We start from the raw sequence: 16,373 nt of genomic DNA, 5'->3' as shown, positions 1-16,373 counted from the left end.
GTAATGTTGAATTACCATACCAACAGCGCTGTGCTGGCGCAACCTGACAATGCCGACAACGAGTTTCTCAATCTTGTCGAGGCAGCGGCGGAGGCGGGGCTGATCGCCCTCGACCTCGCCAATTCTGTGCAAGCCCGCACCGCAGTGGGGTACCTTTCGGGGGATGCACTTCAGGTGGAGGTATGTGCGGCGCTGGCGTCCGGCACGGCACCTGACAAGGCGTTGGACGCCATCGCGCCGCTGTTTGAGCCCGATGATGTGATTGAGCTTCGTGCGCTTGACCCTGCCGGGGGTGGCGCAACCGCCTATTGCGGGCGTCTCGACGTGCCGGGCGAACGCCAAGCGTTGGCCGACTTCATCCGCTCCCACATCGGACAGCGCAACCTCTATTTCGGCGCCAATCCGCGCCGTGCTGATCTGGCAGGGGGGTGCCGCGCCGGAAAGACCGAGGATGTGGTCGCGCGTCGTGCAGTGGTTCTGGATTTCGACCGGCACAGCGCCCCGGAAACGGACCCTGACTGGTCGCTGACCTTGGACAGGCTGAGAGACCTCGACCCGCGCCTGATCGTCGCCAGCGGCAACGGGTTCCACGTCTGGTTGGCCGTGGAGCCGGTCACGGACGAAGCCCTGTCCGCGTCCGTCGCCTCGCTTGCGGCCGCTATGGCACGTATCGGTGCCGACAACATGGCGGACCTGCCTCGTATCGCCAGGCTTCCCTGGACGGTGAACCTACCGACCCCCATCAAACGCAAGCGCGGAGCAATCGCGGCGCTGGCCCTCCCTGTTCCCGGCACGGGAGGCGCCCCGCTCGTGGAGGGGCCAGCGCCCAAGGTCCAAGCTCTTTGCGAGGCGCTGTGGGTCGTCGCCGAAGACTTGGCGCTACCGGGCAGGAGGTCTGGCGCTACGTCGCAAGGTGGCCCCCGTGCCTCTGGCTCGCCGAGCCACTACGGTAGTGGCGGAGAGCGCAAATCCGGGGCCGCCGCGCCCAGCGCGGAGCTTTTGCACCTGGCGCTCGCGCAGATGCCAAACGACGGCCCGTTTGATGATCGTGACGATTGGATGCGCCTCGCATTCGCTATCAAGGGCGCATGTTCGGCAGGGGGCATTGAAGCCGAAGGGCGCGCTGAATGGCTGGACTGGTGCGCCCGTTGGGGCGGCGGCGACCCTGACAAGGACGCGGCGGCTTGGGATGGGATTACCGATCCGGGCACCGGCTGGGGCACCGTTATGCAGATCCTGAACCGCGTAAACCCGGGTGGGCACGCTCTCGTCAGGGACGCGGCGGCCACGGCCGCCTTTGCCCAGCAAGCGGCGGTCAACATCCAGGCCATGTCGTCGACACCCCTTCTCCCGGTGCGGCCCTTCAAGTCGGGCACGCTCCCGCCCCGTCAGTGGCTCTATGGCCGGAGTGTGATCCGGGGGTTTCTTTCCCTTCTCGTAGCGCCCGGCGGCGCGGGGAAATCGGCGCTGGCGATGCTGGAAGCACTTGCCATGGCGACGGGGCGCGAATTGCTGCCCGGGGAAAAACCTGTTCGGCCGCTCAAGGTTCTTTTCCACAATGCCGAAGATGGAGCCGAAGAACAGCAGCGGCGCCTCGCAGCGGCTATGGAACACCATAGTGTCTCGCACGCCGACCTTGGTGGCCGGCTTTTCCTGACCTCGGGTCGCGAAATGCCGCTGCAACTTGCCCGGCAGGGGCATGAGGGGCCGGAAATCGTGCCGGGGGTGGTGGATTGGCTCGTCACGGAAGCCCAGCGTCTCAGGATTGACGTGCTCGTGCTCGACCCGCTCGGTGCGATGCACACGCTCCCCGAAAACTCGAACGAGGCGATCAACCTCTTGGCCAATGCGTTGCGCGAGATTGCCGAACGCGCGGACGTGGCCATCGTTCTGTTGCATCACACCTCCAAGTCCGCAGCGATGGACATGGATATGGCCGGAGCGGGTGCTTCGCGTGGCGCGTCCGCGCTGGTGGACGCGGTGCGCCTGCAAAGGCACATCGTCCGCATGAGCGCCAAAGAGGCCGGGACGTTCGGCGTCCCGCAGGAGCGGCGGCGGAGTTACTTCCGGGTGGAGACGGGCAAGGCCAACCTCTCTCCGGCGGAGGATGCGCGCTGGTTCCAAATGGTGTCAGTCAACCTCGGCAATGCCACGCTGGCCTATCCGCAGGGGGACGACGTGCAGACCGTCGAACGGTGGACGCCGCCCACCGCTGCCGGAGCAACGGTTTGCGACCTCGCGGTGGTCCAGGTCGCGGTGAAGGCCGCTATCGACGCTGGAATGCCGCCGCGCGCCGATCCGCAGTCCAAAGATTGGATCGGTTACTTGATTGCGGACAAGCTCGGGCTTTCCATTGGTGCGCCGGAGGCAAAGGACGCCGACCTGGCTGACGACGAACGGGCCGAACGCGCCCGCGTCAAGGCGATGCTTCGGAGTTGGCTGCGAGACGGGGGCCTGGAACGGTTCACGGCGCAGGACAAGCACCGGCAGGGGCGCACGTGCATTCGGGTTGGCACCGCCGCGGTGCTTTTGGAACCTGACTTCTCTTCGGCCGCGGACAACGCGCCGGAGGCAACATGAGCATCGAGCGCCGGGTTATCCCCGGCCTGCCTCAGCATATGCCCGGATGCGGTTTTAGTGTGCCCGGACGTGGTTGCGGACGCCACCCTGGGCGCGGACTCGGACCTGGATGTATCTCCGGCACGGGGGCGCGCTGTTCCAGTGGATTGCATCACCTTGATCTCAAACGTGATGCAAAGGTGCTGCAAGGTGCTTGTGGCAAGGTCGGGAGAAAGCCGCATGGGGGGGCGCCCCTAGAAGGGCGGCCCCCCTGCTGCACCACCACGGTTTACCCTAGGGGGGTGGTGGTGGTGGTGCAGAAAAATAGGCCATTGCCCCCCGTGCCGGGCGACCGCAGCAACAACCCGCAACATCCGCTCACATCGCTCGCGCTGCGCCCGTCAAGGTGCTGCAAGGTGGTGCACGCCAAAGTCTCACCAAGGAGGGAGAACGTCATGCTCACGCATTGCGAGACCTTAGACTTCAAGGTCGCGCAGGGATCACAGAGTAACATGGAGCTGAAAGTGAACTTACTTTACCCTGACACCCCCGCTGCAATTATTTGCCACACCTTCCCCCGCCTCCCCGCAGGGTGGAGGAAATTGCCCTTCAGCCAGCCTGCGTATAGCGACATGCGCACGAACGCGATTTGCGCAGATTACGGCATCCACGTTGGTGACGTGCGCGATTACCTGGAGCAGAACCCGTCATTCTTTGCCTGGCGCAAGGTCTTGCGGCGGGCTGTCGATTCCCCGCACCGGCACCCGACCCTGATCCTGGGGGTGCGCGCCTTTGTGCCGGGTTCGTTCTATGAGTGGCACGTCGCCTTGGTTGTCGTCATGCCGATCACCGGTCAGCGCAACCCCTTCGCCAAGGAACTGGCGTGGGCAACCCTGGACGGGAAATGGCCGCTGGTCGGGAACGCGGATCAGGTGGCCTGCGACGGGTGCGCAGCCAGGGCACTCGCTTGGGCCGGTGGGCACGACCCTTACATCGAGCTGATGGCCCGCCGGGCGTTTGTCTTCAACCCATACACGACCTGGGCCCGCGGCGGCTGTGGGCACATACCCCACGCGTTCCATTGCAAGTCCATGAGGACCATCGCGCGGCTCATTATGGCGCGGGCCTCGTGATCCTGCGCCCGCGCGCATCATAGCGAGCACAAGGCGTTGGGCGACCGAACCCCACCCAACGCCAACCGTGGCGCCGCCAATCTGCGCGGTTTTTGTCTGAGTGTTTTAGTCGCCTTTGATCTTGTCACCTGAGGTTCTACAGGTTTTGGAGGACTGCAACGCCAATCCTCCTTTTCGCGGAGTCCCTGCCTCGACAGCCCGATAGGTCACCAATTCGGATTTCAACAATGCCGCCCGGTGCACTCTGTCACAGGTGACTGCTCGTGGTATAATAGTCTCGGAAATTGGGTTTAACGCGGTACGTCAGTGTGGGGAAGCGAAACGAGGCGCGACATCTTTCAGAACTCTTAATTGTGACCGCATCATGTGACAGCAGGACCGGGACGTTCGCCACGCCCCGATCCAATTTATACCTAGGTAACGGTTTTAGAACGTCATCTCCAAGCCGACGCGGAACGAGTGACGCCGATAGTCATTGCTGAACAGCGCACCTCGATACTCGACACCGACATTTGCAAAGTCGCCAAGGTTCGCCTTTACGCCAGCGCCGACGTCGAAATATCCGAACGACGCACCGTCGGCATAGGTTGTTCCGGTCAGGACCGGCCCAAAGCCGAACGGCACGGCGAGGTCGCCGCTGCTCATAACGGCATAACCCGCATGACCGTAGAGCTCGATGCCGCCATTGCTGGTCGGTATATCGTAGCTGCCCTTGATCGTCAGGCTTCCGTTGAACACGTCGCTCGTAAACCCGTCCATCGTCACATTGTAGATGCCGGCACCGGTTTCGGTGAAACCACCCGTCGTGATGTGGTGGTACTCTCCCGAGGCGGCCGGCCCGATCGACAGCGCGCCAAGATCCATCATCCATTCGACCGAGGCAGCGGCGAAGAGGTCCGAGACTGAGTTGCTGCCGAAAGCGGTCGAGTTGATCGACACAGCAGCAATGTTTCGAGTGCTATCGATGTCGCCAAACTGGTATCCGGCCACACCGCTCAGGCGAAGGCCATTGTCGAACTCGCCCCGACCGAAGATCGCACCACCGAAGTTTTGCGCGGCCAAGCTGCCCCGACCATCGTCGATCGTCGCGTCAGCCGCGCCATAGCTTATGGCGACCCCAGCTTCGAAATCAGGCCAAAGATTTGCACTGACGCCCGCAACTGCGTTGAAGCCTTGGAACGAATACCCAATCGAGTTGGGTGATGTGGCAACTGAACCCGTGAAGCCGGAAAGGCTCGCAAAGCCTTCCAGGCCGCCTGCCAGTGACCACCGGGCAGCCCCATTAGGCGGGATATCTGCACCGTTCTTTGTCGACAAGTTCTCCGCTGCTGCACCGCCATACGCTTCTCCGTTTGCAAGCGAAGAGCCGAAGAGCACGTTGCCGATGGTCTGGGTGCCCATCTCGTATTCCAGATTACGTTGGGCGCCCAGGAAGCTGTATCCGATGCGTTCCAGCGCCTGGTGTTGCTCCGCCGCGGTTGGCAGAGCCAGAATTTCGCCAATCGTTGTCAGGTAACCCGCATCCGCTCCGAGATAAGGGATGTTCGCGGCATCGAGCGTGGCGGCCACCCCGAATTGATAATCGGTCCCGGCCGCCGCTACGATCGGGAAGAAGAGCGGGCTGACCCGAACGGTAAACTCGCCAAAGGCAATGTCGCCGACATCAAGCGAATAGTTCAGGTTGAGGTTTGAAATGTCCTCGATCCCCTCGAACTCGAACGCGTCTTTGGATTCCATCAGGGCCACGATGGCATCGGGCACTGGAGCGCCCTGTGTGCCGGTGTGAGCCAGTTCGGGAACGGTGACGCCCAGAGCGGCCGCCAGTGAGTCAAGGAAATCCTGCTCTTCGTCTTCCGGTGTCGCCGGATCGTCAAGAAGGTTGCCATACCTCCATTCGCCTGCCCCGGTATGGTACCAGGCGATGACAGCCCCTTCGGTATCCGGATTCCCGTCATCGTCCCAGAACACGCCTTCCGGCAACCGGCTGCGGTCCAGAAGGCCCTCCCCGAACAGTGCTATGTGATCAGCGTTAAAGAATACCCCTGTATCGAGCCGGTTCAGGTCCGCGTTCGGGATCACGTCGAAACCAGCGCTGTCTGCGCTGAAGAACCCGACGATGCCTTCCTGCCCGCCAGTCCCGAACAGCCCGCCGGGAAAAAAGAACCGCTGCAGCGGGTTCTGTTCCAGATCGCCAGATGTAACAGTCGGCCACTCCCCCGCTTTGGTCGACGCAGCCACCAGATTGTCGAAGGACACACCGTCGGCCCCGCCCGCAGCAACCAGAGTGAAGTCGGCGCCGACACCCGTCCCCAGCAGGAAGCTGAAGCCGGCAACGCGGGCACCACTATAGTTGGTCAGTTTGCCGTAATTGAAATACTCGGTCACGCCGCCCGTAGAGCTGGTCAGAAACTGCATGTCGAAGCCGCCCGGCCCTTCGAGCCACGACTTCCAGCGCTTTCCCGTACCGGGAGGCGAAGCGCACGTGTTGTCATTGTTCGCCATCAGGCAGTTGACCACGCCTGATGGCGAGAACCCATTGCCCGAGGTAAAATCGTCGTTGTTCAGGCTGCCCGTGACCGGCTTCATCCCGGGTGCGACTACGTTTTCGCTTTCATCAATGTAGATGATCCCGTCGCCAAACGCTCCTCCAAAGCTTGTGATTTCGCCAGCTATGGCTGGACTAACGCCAAGGCCCACCGAAACAGTCAGCGCAGTCGAAGCGAGAAGATTACATCTTGATTTCATATCCGTTCCCCATCCAGGAAGGGCCATCACGTGACCCCCGTTGCCCTTACGCCTAACAGTTTGCTTTGGAGAACAAAAGTTGCGCCGCACGAATTCAGCAATCGCAATGTTTAATAAGAGACGAAGTGACAACTTGGCAACAGAGTCGGAACGCCGCAACCCGTGATGCCAGAGGGACACCGCCTTAGATGGCTCTGCGTCCTCGTTTGGTTATCGATGGAAGATTCTGGATGCACCGAAAGCTGCCTTTGGGGTATCGGCGCCATCGTCTCATTTGACAGAATGGAGAAAAGGCTGGGGAAATCTGCTCTTTGTGTGGCCTAGGGATAACGAGAAACCCAGCGTGCTCGGGTTAGGCCGGGGGGGCGGGGTCCGATGTGGAGTCGAACGCCGGTTCCACGTCCGCGGGTGAACTCCGGCCACCATTGCTGTCGTCACGCTGGACCATCGCCATTCGGACAGCCACTGCCGGGCATCGTGCACGCTCCAAACGAACCGCGCACCGGACCAACGAGCAAACAAAAATTTAGTGCTGAATTAGTGCTCCTATGGAGCAAGATCCAAATTTCTCAACGAAATCAATGTTGAGTGGCGGAGACGAAGGGATTCGAACCCTCGAGACGGTTTCCCGCCTACTCCCTTAGCAGGGGAGCGCCTTCGACCACTCGGCCACGTCTCCGTCGACCCGTTTACTGTCCCCGGGATCGGGGGACAAGGGCAAATGCCTGTCGGGTGCGGATTGCCGTGTGGCCTTTGGGGGATGCCAGCATTTCGCGCAGGCCATCGGCGAGCGGCACCGTCACGGCCCAGTCCAGCGCCTCGCGGGCGCGGGTGAGGTCGGGGCGGCGTTGTTTCGGGTCGTCGACCGGCAGGTCGGCGGGCGCGATCTTCAGCTCAACGCCGGCGATGCGGGCCACCATCCGGGCCAGGTCGAGGATGCTGATCTCGTCGTCCGAGCCGAGGTTCACCACCAGTCCCCCCAGCCCGTCGCGCATGCCCAGCGCGACCAGCCCGCGCACCATGTCGGTGACGTGGCAGAAGCTGCGGGTCTGCCGACCGTCGCCGAACACGCTGAGCGGCTGGCCCGTCTGTGCCTGCCCGACAAAGGTCGCCACGGCCCGCCCGTCATCGGCCCGCATCCCCGGCCCGTAGGTGTTGAAGATGCGCGCGGTGCGGGCGTCGAGACCATGCACCCGGATCATGTCGTGGATCAGCGCCTCGGCGGCGCGCTTGCCCTCGTCATAGCAGGCGCGCGGCCCGGCGACATTCACCCGGCCGGGATAGCTCTCGGGCTGCGGGCTGATGTCGGGGTCGCCGTAGACCTCGCTGGTCGAGGCCTGCACGAAACGCGCCCCGCCCGGCGCGCAAACGCCAGCAGGTTGTCGGTGCCATAGACCGAGCTGCGCCAGGTGTGCAGCGGATCGGCCTGGTATTGCACCGGCGAGGCCGGGCAGGCGAGGTTATAGACCAGATCGGCCGGGCCGAGGCTCTCGGGCAGGGGCCGGATCACGTCATGTTCGACCACATCCAGGCGGTTGGACCGGGCCAGCCCATCCCGCCGCCCGGTCACGAAGCTGTCGACGATCGTGACCCGGTCATCTCCCCGCACCGCGCGCAACAGGCTCGCGGCGGGCGTGATCACGCAGGATCGTCCCGCCTCAGCGCGGTCGATGGCGGTCGGGCGTCGTGGCGGGTTGCGCCTGCGCGCCTCAGCCGCCCAGTGCGGCGATGACGCGGGCCGGATCGTCGGAGATCAGGCGGAGCAGGCGAAACGCCGGCCCGCCGGGGCGGCGGGCGCCGTTTTCCCAGGCCTCGTAGCCATTGCGGCTCATCCCCATCAGCCCGGCCATCTCCTCGGATGTCAGCCCGGCCTTCTCGCGCACCGGTTTCGGGTCGGTCGGAAGCACCGGGCCGGTATCGGGGTCGGCACCGGTCGCACTGTCGTTGTCGGGGGCTACCCGGGCGGTGGCGTTGGTCATGTCTGCTCCTGTCGGCTCTGACGGCCTGTGTTGGAGCCTGCGCACGCCGAAGGGTGCAGCCCTGGCCGCGTCACGCCGAAACCCCGTTGAGGAAAGCCGCAGAACAGCCCGGCGCGACGCACCCTGAACGGGCGCGAGGCGGGGTCTTGCGGGGTCATGTCCTGCCGGTCATGGCCAGAGGCTAGCACGAACCGCCGAATCCGGCAAATCCGCCCCGGTCAGGCGTTGAACAGGAAGTGCAGCACGTCGCCATCCTTGACGACATAGCTCTTGCCCTCGGCGCGCATCTTGCCCGCCTCCTTGGCCGCCTGCTCACCGCCCAGGCTGACGAAATCGTCATAGGCGATGGTCTCGGCGCGGATGAAGCCGCGTTCGAAATCGCCGTGGATCACCCCCGCCGCCGCCGGCGCCAGCGTGCCCTTGCGGATCGTCCAGGCGCGCGCTTCCTTGGGGCCGACGGTGAAATAGGTCTCGAGGTGCAAAAGCTCGTAGCCCGCCTTGATCATCCGGTCGAGTCCCGCCTCCTTCAGCCCCAGCTCCTCAAGGAACACCGCCTGCTCCTCGGGGTCGAGCTGGCTGATCTCCTCCTCGATCTTCGCCGAGATCACCACCACGCCCGCGCCCTGCTCCGCCGCCATCTTCTCGACCGCGCGCGAATGGTCGTTGCCGGTGGCGGCGTCGTCCTCGCTGACGTTGCAGACGTAAAGCACTTTTTTCGAGGTCAGCAATTGCAACCCGCGCCAGGCCTTGCGGTCCTCGTCGGCCACCTCGACCGTGCGCGCCGGTCGCCCGGCCTCCAGCGCCGCCAGCGCCAGCTTCAAGAGCCGCTCCTGCGCCACCGCCTCCTTGTCGCCGCCGCGCACCTTGCGCACCAGGTTCTGCAAGCGCCGCTCGATCGATTCCATGTCGGCGATCATCAACTCGGTCTCGATGGTCTCGGCATCGGCCACCGGGTCGACCCGGCCCTCGACATGGGTGACATCGCCGTCCTCGAAACAGCGCAGCACATGCGCGATGGCGTCAACCTCGCGGATGTTGGCCAGGAACTGGTTGCCCAGCCCCTCGCCCTTGGACGCGCCTTTGACCAGCCCGGCAATGTCTACAAAGGTCATCCGCGTCGGGATGATCTCCTTCGACCCGGCAATCGCCGCCAGCTTGTCCAGCCGCGGATCGGGCATCGCCACCTCGCCCACGTTGGGCTCGATGGTGCAGAACGGAAAGTTCGCCGCCTGCGCCGCGGCGGTGCGCGTCAGCGCGTTGAACAGCGTCGATTTGCCGACATTGGGCAGCCCCACGATCCCGACCTTGAAACCCATCCTGACCTCCTGATCCGGTTCCGGCGCCTTCTATGGGGTTGGGCGGTGGCGCGCAAGCGTGGTAGCTTTGAGCGGCAACAGGAGAGACGCAATGCAACCGATCATCTACCTTTTCTTCAAGGACACCTGCCGCGAGGCGATAACCCATTACGGCAAGGTCTTCGCCACCACCCCCGAGATCATGAGCTTTGCCGACATGCCCGACGAGGCCCGCGCCGAAATGCCCGGCGTGCCTGCCGACATGGTCATGCACGCGGCGTTGCAGGTCGGCGAAGGCTGGATCTACGCCAGCGACGATCCCTCCGGCGACACCCCAAGGATGGATGGCTGCAACGTCAGCGTGACGCTTCCGACCGACGCCGAGACCCGCCGGGTCTTTGACGCCCTGTCCGAGGGCGGCGAGGTGCGCCAGCCGCTGGAGCCTGCGTTCTTCGCGTCGCTGTTCAGCGCCTTCACCGACCGCTTCGGCATCCGCTGGATGGTGATGAGCGACGGCAAGGACGCCTGAGCCATTGATTTTCCCCGCCCCATGTCGCACACCCGGCGCGACCGAGAAAGGGAACCGGGATGACTCGCATCGACGCCAAATTCGCCGCGCTGAAGGACCAGGGCAAAAAGGCCTTCGTCTCCTACATCATGGCCGGAGACCCGGATTACGACACCTCGCTTGCGATCATGCAGGGCCTGCCTGCCGCAGGCGTCGACGTGATCGAGCTTGGCCTGCCCTTCACCGACCCGATGGCGGACGGCCCGACCATCCAGCTTGCCGGTCAGCGCGCGCTGGCCGCCGGGCAGACGCTGCAAAAGACCCTCGACATGGCGGCGGCGTTTCGCAAGACCGACGACACCACGCCGATCGTGCTGATGGGCTATTACAACCCGATCTACAATCGCGGCGTGGACAAGTTCCTGACCGACGCCAGCGCCGCCGGGATCGACGGGCTGATCGTGGTCGACCTGCCGCCCGAGGAAGACGACGAATTGTGCATCCCGGCGCAGAAGGCGGGGCTGAACTTCATCCGCCTCGCCACGCCGACGACCGACGACAAGCGCCTGCCCAAGGTGCTGACCAACACCTCGGGGTTCGTCTATTACGTCTCGATCACCGGCATCACCGGGGCGGCGGCCGCCGAGGCGGGCGACGTTGCCCCCGAGGTCGCGCGGATCAAGGCGAAAACCGACCTTCCGGTGATCGTCGGCTTCGGCATCCGAACCCCCGAGACCAGCGAGGCGATTGCCCGCGTGGCGGACGGTGCCGTGGTCGGCTCGGCCATCGTCGATCTGATCGGCAAGGGCAAATCGGTGCCCGAAGTGCTCGACTTCGTGCGCGGCCTGGCCGACGGCGCGCACCGCGCCTGACCCGATGCAGGCGACCACCCGCGCGCTCTGGGACAAGCAGGACCAGCACAAGGGCGACCGCGCGCGTCTGTTCGCGGCGGTGGCGGGTGCGGTCGCGGCCCGGCGGGTGCTCTATCCCGGCTGCTTCGTCGATATCGCCGCCTCGTTCGCCTTTCCCGACGTGACCTATGCCGACATCGACAAGCGCGCCGCCGCGTTCTTCGCGGACACCGAAGGAACTGCCGGGATCATCGCCGAGAACGGCATCGACCCGGCGACGCGGCGGGTTCGGTTCATCCACGCGGACTACAACGCGCTCGACCTGCCCGAACAGGGCTTCGACCTCTTGATCTCGCTCTATGCCGGGTTCGTTTCAGAGGCCTGCACGCGGTTTCTGAAACCCGGCGGCACGCTGCTGGTCAATCCCAGCCACGGCGACGCGGCGATGGCCGCGCTCGATGCGCGCTATCGGCTGTCGGGCGCGGTGCTGTCCGGCGGTGGCGGCTACCGGGTGCCCCACGACCGGCTCGACCGCTTCCTTGTGCCGAAAAAGCCGACCCCGATCAGCCGCGAAAGCCTGCATGCCAGCAACCGGGGCGTCGCCTACACGGTTCCGGCCTTCGCCTATCTGTTCGAGCGGATCGCCTAGGCCCGTGCCGCGATCAGGTGGTTGCCGATATAGCTCGCCACGACTTCGCCCGACTGGTTCACCACCTCGTGCCGGATGCGCACCCGGCCCCGGTCGGGGCGCGAGGCCGAGCGTTCGGCGGCAAGCACTTCCGCCTCGACATGCAGCCGGTCGCCGGGAAACACCGGCCTGAGCCAGCGCACCTCGTCGAGGCCCGACGCGCCCATCGAGGCTTCGTCCCAGACCCCGGCCCGCAGCGACAGGTTGAAGGCAATCAGCAGCGTCTGCCAGCCCGAGGCGATCAGCCCGCCGAAATGCGATGCCGCCGCCGCATCGTCGTCAAGGTGGAACGACTGCGGGTCCCAGTCCCGCGCGAAGGCGACGATCGCGTCACGATCCACCACCGCCGCGCCGGTCGAAAAGCGAAAGCCGACCGGCAGATCCTCGAAATACCGCTGCGTGGTCATTGGACCGGCACGGTCGGTTCGGCGGGTTGCGCGGTCGGGGGTTTGGCCGGCGGCACCTGGACCGGCGCAGGGCGGGACAGGTTGGCATAGAGGATCAGCCCCACGATCGCCGCCACCAGAAGCCCGAACACCAGCGCCGGCGCCCGGCTCAGCCGGCGCGGCCACGTGCCCTTGTCCAGCCCGTTGCCGACCACCCAGAGCACGATCCCGATCAGCCCCGCCGCGACCTGCCAGCCCAGAAACGTCGTCACGCGGTTCAGCCCGCGGGTAAAGCCGTCGCCGGTCGGATCGGTCAGGCCGGTGACGATGAACGAGGCGGCGAACGCCAACGCCCAAAGGCCCAATCCGATCCACAAAACCCGCCGTGTCATGGCCGCAGCTTGTCAGACACCGGACCATGCGCCAAGCGTTTTCCCTCAGCCCAGGATCACGTCGAGCAGCATCATCAGGATCAATCCGAAGATCAGCCCCGCCGTCGCCCGGTTCTGGTGCCCGTGGCGGTGGGTTTCGGGAATGATCTCGTGCGAGATGATATAGAGCATCGCGCCCGCCGCGAATGCCAGCCCCCAGGGCAGCATGACCTCGGCCAGCGTCACCGCCGCCGCCCCGATCAGCCCGCCCAGCGGCTCGATCAGCCCGGTCAGCATGGCGATGAGGAAACTGCGCCCCTTGGAATAGCCCAGCCCGCGCAGCGCCACCGCCACCGCCAGCCCCTCGGGCGCGTTCTGCAAGCCGATGCCGATGGCCAGCGACAGCCCGTTGGTGACATTGCCGCCGCCGAACCCGACACCCACCGCCATGCCCTCGGGAAAGTTGTGGATGGTGATGGCGATCACGAACAGCCAGATCTTCGACAGCGCACCGGGGTCGGCGCCTTCCGGCCCCTCGACGAAATGTTCATGCGGCAGGGTCTCGTTCATCAAGGCCACCGCGATGGCCCCCAGCGCGATGCCCCCCGCCGCCACGAAGGCCGCCGCGACGATCGAGCCGTAATGCGCCTCTGCCGCCTCGATCCCAGGTATGATCAGCGAGAAGAACGAGGCCGAGATCATCACCCCGGCGGCAAAGCCCAACAGCGTGTCCGACGCCCGGCGCGAGATCGACCGCCCGAACAGCACGGGCAATGCCCCCACGGCGGTCATCAGACCGGCGCCGAGGCTTGCCAGGAATCCCATCAGGACGATGCTCATGGCGGCTGTTTGAACCCGGCGCGCGGCAAGTGCAAGACCCGGCAAACGAGGCTTATGGACACGCCCGCCAGCCCTTGCTAGCTATCTCGCGCCAGCCGGAGAGCCTTGATGCCCGTGATCACCAATATCGACGACCTCTACCGCATCTACCGCCGCCGCGTCCCAAGGATGTTCCACGACTATTGCGAAAGCGGCAGCTGGACGGAACAGACCTTTCGCGAGAACTCGTCTGACTTCGACCTGATCCGCCTGCGCCAGCGCGTCGCGGTCGACATGACGAACCGCACCACGGCGACGAAAATGATCGGCGAGGACGTGGCGATGCCGGTGGCGCTGGCGCCGGTCGGGATGACCGGGATGCAGCACGCCGACGGCGAGATCAAGGCAGCCCGCGCCGCCGAGAAATTCGGCGTGCCCTTCACCCTCACCACCATGTCGATCTGTTCGATCGAGGACGTGGCCGAACACACCTCCAAGCCGTTCTGGTTCCAGCTTTACGTGATGCGCGATCAGGATTTCCTGGCCCGCATCATCCAGCGCGCCAAGGATGCGGGGGTGTCGGCACTGGTGGTGACGCTCGACCTTCAGATCCTCGGCCAGCGCCACAAGGACATCAAGAACGGCCTGTCGGCGCCGCCGAAACCGACGCTGGCCAACATGATCAACCTGTCGACCAAATGGCGCTGGGGTCTGGGGATGCTGGGCACCAGGCGGCGCCAGTTCGGCAATATCGTCGGCCACGCCAAGGGGGTCAGCGACCCCTCCGACCTGATGGCCTGGACCGCCGAGCAGTTCGACCCCAAGCTCGACTGGAAACAGATCGAGCAGATCCGCGACATGTGGGGCGGCAAGCTGATCCTCAAGGGCGTGATGGAGCCCGAAGACGCGCGCATGGCCGCGAAAATCGGCGCCGACGCCATCATCGTGTCGAACCACGGCGGCCGCCAGCTTGACGGCGCAATCAGCTCGATCCGCGCGCTGGAGCCGATCCTCGAGGCCGTCGGCGACAAGGTCGAGGTGCATCTCGACAGCGGCATCCGCTCGGGTCAGGACGTGCTCAAGGCGGTGGCGATGGGGGCCAGGGGCACCTTCATCGGGCGCGCCTATATCTACGGCCTCGGCGCGATGGGCGAGGCCGGCGTGACCCGCGCGCTCGAGGTCATCCACCGCGAGCTTGACCTGTCGATGGCCTTCTGCGGGCATCGCGACATCAAGAACGTCAGCCGCGACATCCTGCGGGTGCCGCGCGGCTTTTCCGGCGACTGGGACTAGACAGCGAGGAAACCGAGGCCAGGGTGCTCTATTTTCACCGCGAAAGACTGGTGTTCCTCGAAGTGCCCAAGACGGGATCATCGGCGGTGGCGCATGCCCTGCGCGGCTTTGCCACCATCGAGGTTCACGATCCGCCGCACCTGCGCCACATGAACATCGGCACTTTCAACGCCCGCGCCCGCAACCACCTGAAAACCGCCTTTCCCTGGCAGGTCGAGACCGCAGCGGTGATGCGCGAGCCGGTGGACCGGCTGGTCAGCTGGTATCGCTACCTGCAACGCCCCCCGGTGCCGGGCGCCCCCGACAGCACCACCGGAATGGAGTTCGCCGATTTCGTCGCGGCGGTGCTGGCCGACGATCCCCGTTTCGAGGGCATCGGGCGGCAGGACCGTTTCCTGATGGACCATCACGACCGCCCGCAGGTTACGCATGTCTTTCAATACGACCGGCAGGACATCCTGGCCGCCTTCCTGACCGACCGTTTCGCGATGCCGATCTCGTTTTCGCGGGTCAATGTCTCCAGGGCCGCGCCGGTTGAAGTGCCCGACGAACTGCGCGACAAGGTGGCGCGCGCGCGCCCGCGCGAGGCGGCGCTGTGGCGGCAGGTCAGCGCCCGCGGTCATCTACATTCGCCGGGCGTCTGATCCCCGCCCCGCCACCAGCCGGAAAGGCCCCGTCATGGCACAGGACAAGCATCTGAACCTATCCGCCGGGCTGGCCTCGGTCAGCGTCGCGCTGGTGCTGGTCGGGTTGAAGCTCTGGGCACTGGGCGAAACCGGCGCACTGTCGGTGGCGGCCAGCCTGGCCGACAGCGCGCTTGACCTGATGATGTCGCTGGGCGGGCTGATCGCCATCGTCTACGCCGCGCGCCCCGCCGACGAAGACCACGCTTTCGGCCATTCCTCTGCCGAAGACCTCGCCGCCCTCGGCCAGTCGCTGTTCATCCTGGTATCGTCAGGCGTGATCGGCTGGGCGGCGGTGGCGCGGCTGGTGGCCGACGACCCCGTCGCCATCGCCAACCAGGGCCGGGGCATGGGGGTGATGCTGGCCTCGATCGCACTGACCGGCGCGCTGGTTCTGTGGCAGCGCCGGGTGGCGCGGCGCACCGGATCGAAGGTGGTGCGTGCCGACAGCCTGCATTACGTGGGCGATCTGATCCCGGCGCTGGGGGCGATCCTGTCGCTCTGGGCCTCGGCGGCGTTCGGGCTGGAACAGATCGACAGCGTGGTGGCGCTGGGGGCCGCGGCGATGCTGGCGTTCGGGGCGCTCAGGATCTTCAAGGGCGCCTGGGACGCGCTGATGGACCGCACCGCCGACCCGGAGCTTGTCGCCGGGATCGAGAAGATCGCCGCCAGTTGGCCCGGGGTCGAGGGCTATCACGACCTCAAGACGCGCACCGCCGGGTCGATCACCTTCGTCAACCTGCATGTCGAGCTTGACGGCAGCCAGACCCTCGACGCCGCCCACGCCACCGGCGCGGCCCTGCGCCGTGCGATCCTGCGCGCCTATCCCAACACCGACGTGATCATCCACAAGGACCCGGTCGGGGTGAAGCCGCACCCGGACGATCCGTCCCGCAAGTAGCCCTGTGGGCCATGCAGCGCACGCATGGTTTCGCAGGCGTTAACCTTTTCCTGCGATAACGCTTCCCGTGCACGAAAGTGGTATCCGTGCCTCGACTCCGGCCTAGCAAACCGGACAAGAGGCAGCCGGGACACCTAAGACCACCTGATGAAGGTGCAGGCG

General features: G+C 65.3%; 14 protein-coding genes, 1 tRNA gene and 1 pseudogene. 8 read left to right on the top strand and 8 right to left on the bottom strand.

From position 1 onward, the window contains the following. The first annotated feature begins 3 nt into the window (after positions 1-3). Positions 4-2,580, top strand: a complete 2,577-nt coding sequence (locus tag FVF75_RS06170) for an AAA family ATPase (protein ID WP_148377067.1) — start codon at positions 4-6, stop codon at positions 2,578-2,580. 434 nt (positions 2,581-3,014) lie between these two features. Beyond that, a complete protein-coding gene (locus tag FVF75_RS06165) occupies positions 3,015-3,692 on the top strand; it encodes a hypothetical protein (protein ID WP_148377066.1) in 678 nt (225 codons plus the stop codon). A 426-nt stretch (positions 3,693-4,118) separates the two neighbouring features. Here FVF75_RS06165 and FVF75_RS06160 read toward each other — a convergent pair whose 3' ends face one another. The 5 genes and pseudogenes from FVF75_RS06160 to ychF all read right to left on the bottom strand — a co-directional run bounded on the left by FVF75_RS06160 (position 4,119) and on the right by ychF (position 9,732). Then, on the bottom strand, positions 4,119-6,464 hold the full coding sequence (locus FVF75_RS06160) for a choice-of-anchor F family protein (protein WP_148377065.1): 2,346 nt from the start codon (positions 6,462-6,464) through the stop codon (positions 4,119-4,121). 562 nt (positions 6,465-7,026) lie between these two features. Beyond that, positions 7,027-7,116 (bottom strand) — tRNA-Ser (locus tag FVF75_RS06155). A gap of 10 nt (positions 7,117-7,126) precedes the next feature. After that, positions 7,127-8,007, bottom strand: a pseudogene (locus FVF75_RS06150) (NAD-dependent epimerase/dehydratase family protein). Positions 8,008-8,146: 139 nt separating this feature from the next. Beyond that, complete coding sequence (locus tag FVF75_RS06145; protein WP_148377063.1) at positions 8,147-8,416, bottom strand: helix-turn-helix domain-containing protein; 270 nt, start codon at positions 8,414-8,416, stop codon at positions 8,147-8,149. Between the two features lie 218 nt (positions 8,417-8,634). After that, complete coding sequence (gene ychF, locus FVF75_RS06140; RefSeq protein WP_148377062.1) at positions 8,635-9,732, bottom strand: redox-regulated ATPase YchF; 1,098 nt, start codon at positions 9,730-9,732, stop codon at positions 8,635-8,637. Between the two features lie 91 nt (positions 9,733-9,823). Between ychF and FVF75_RS06135 the strand changes: the two genes are divergently transcribed. From FVF75_RS06135 to FVF75_RS06125, 3 genes are read left to right on the top strand one after another with little or no spacing between them, the layout of a single operon-like run. Beyond that, complete coding sequence (locus tag FVF75_RS06135) at positions 9,824-10,240, top strand: VOC family protein (protein ID WP_148377061.1); 417 nt, start codon at positions 9,824-9,826, stop codon at positions 10,238-10,240. Positions 10,241-10,299: 59 nt separating this feature from the next. Then, a complete protein-coding gene (gene trpA, locus FVF75_RS06130; protein ID WP_148377060.1) occupies positions 10,300-11,091 on the top strand; it encodes a tryptophan synthase subunit alpha in 792 nt (263 codons plus the stop codon). 4 nt (positions 11,092-11,095) lie between these two features. Next, positions 11,096-11,719 (top strand): class I SAM-dependent methyltransferase, encoded by a 624-nt coding sequence (locus FVF75_RS06125; protein ID WP_148377059.1) that lies wholly within the window; start codon positions 11,096-11,098, stop codon positions 11,717-11,719. Here the strand turns inward: FVF75_RS06125 and FVF75_RS06120 are convergent. From FVF75_RS06120 to FVF75_RS06110, 3 genes are read right to left on the bottom strand one after another with little or no spacing between them, the layout of a single operon-like run. Then, a complete protein-coding gene (locus FVF75_RS06120) occupies positions 11,716-12,165 on the bottom strand; it encodes a MaoC family dehydratase (RefSeq protein ID WP_148377058.1) in 450 nt (149 codons plus the stop codon). The genes FVF75_RS06125 and FVF75_RS06120 overlap by 4 nt on opposite strands. Further along, a complete protein-coding gene (locus tag FVF75_RS06115; RefSeq protein ID WP_148377057.1) occupies positions 12,162-12,536 on the bottom strand; it encodes a hypothetical protein in 375 nt (124 codons plus the stop codon). Before FVF75_RS06115 ends, FVF75_RS06120 begins: the two co-directional genes overlap by 4 nt. Before the next feature lie 45 nt (positions 12,537-12,581). Next, positions 12,582-13,355 carry a ZIP family metal transporter gene (locus FVF75_RS06110; RefSeq protein ID WP_148377056.1) on the bottom strand — a complete coding sequence of 258 codons (774 nt, stop codon included), beginning with the start codon at positions 13,353-13,355 and terminating at the stop codon, positions 12,582-12,584. 108 nt (positions 13,356-13,463) lie between these two features. Here FVF75_RS06110 and FVF75_RS06105 point away from each other — a divergent pair, with 108 nt between their 5' ends. Genes FVF75_RS06105 through FVF75_RS06095 form a run of 3 tightly spaced genes read left to right on the top strand, consistent with a single transcriptional unit; the run spans position 13,464 to position 16,211 of the window. After that, the gene (locus FVF75_RS06105) at positions 13,464-14,627 is read left to right on the top strand and encodes an alpha-hydroxy acid oxidase (protein ID WP_148377055.1); all 1,164 of its coding nucleotides are present in this window, start codon (positions 13,464-13,466) and stop codon (positions 14,625-14,627) included. Between the two features lie 23 nt (positions 14,628-14,650). Continuing rightward, entirely contained in the window at positions 14,651-15,271 is a 621-nt protein-coding gene (locus FVF75_RS06100) for a sulfotransferase family 2 domain-containing protein (protein ID WP_187392985.1), read from the top strand. Between the two features lie 34 nt (positions 15,272-15,305). After that, entirely contained in the window at positions 15,306-16,211 is a 906-nt protein-coding gene (locus FVF75_RS06095) for a cation diffusion facilitator family transporter (RefSeq protein ID WP_148377053.1), read from the top strand. The last annotated feature ends 162 nt before the right edge of the window (positions 16,212-16,373 follow it).

Source organism: Maritimibacter fusiformis, assembly GCF_008086115.1.
GTDB classification, from domain to species: Bacteria; Pseudomonadota; Alphaproteobacteria; order Rhodobacterales; family Rhodobacteraceae; genus Muriiphilus; species Muriiphilus fusiformis.
The sequence above is the reverse complement of the archived record's forward strand: the minus strand, read 5'-3'. Positions and strand labels throughout refer to the sequence as shown.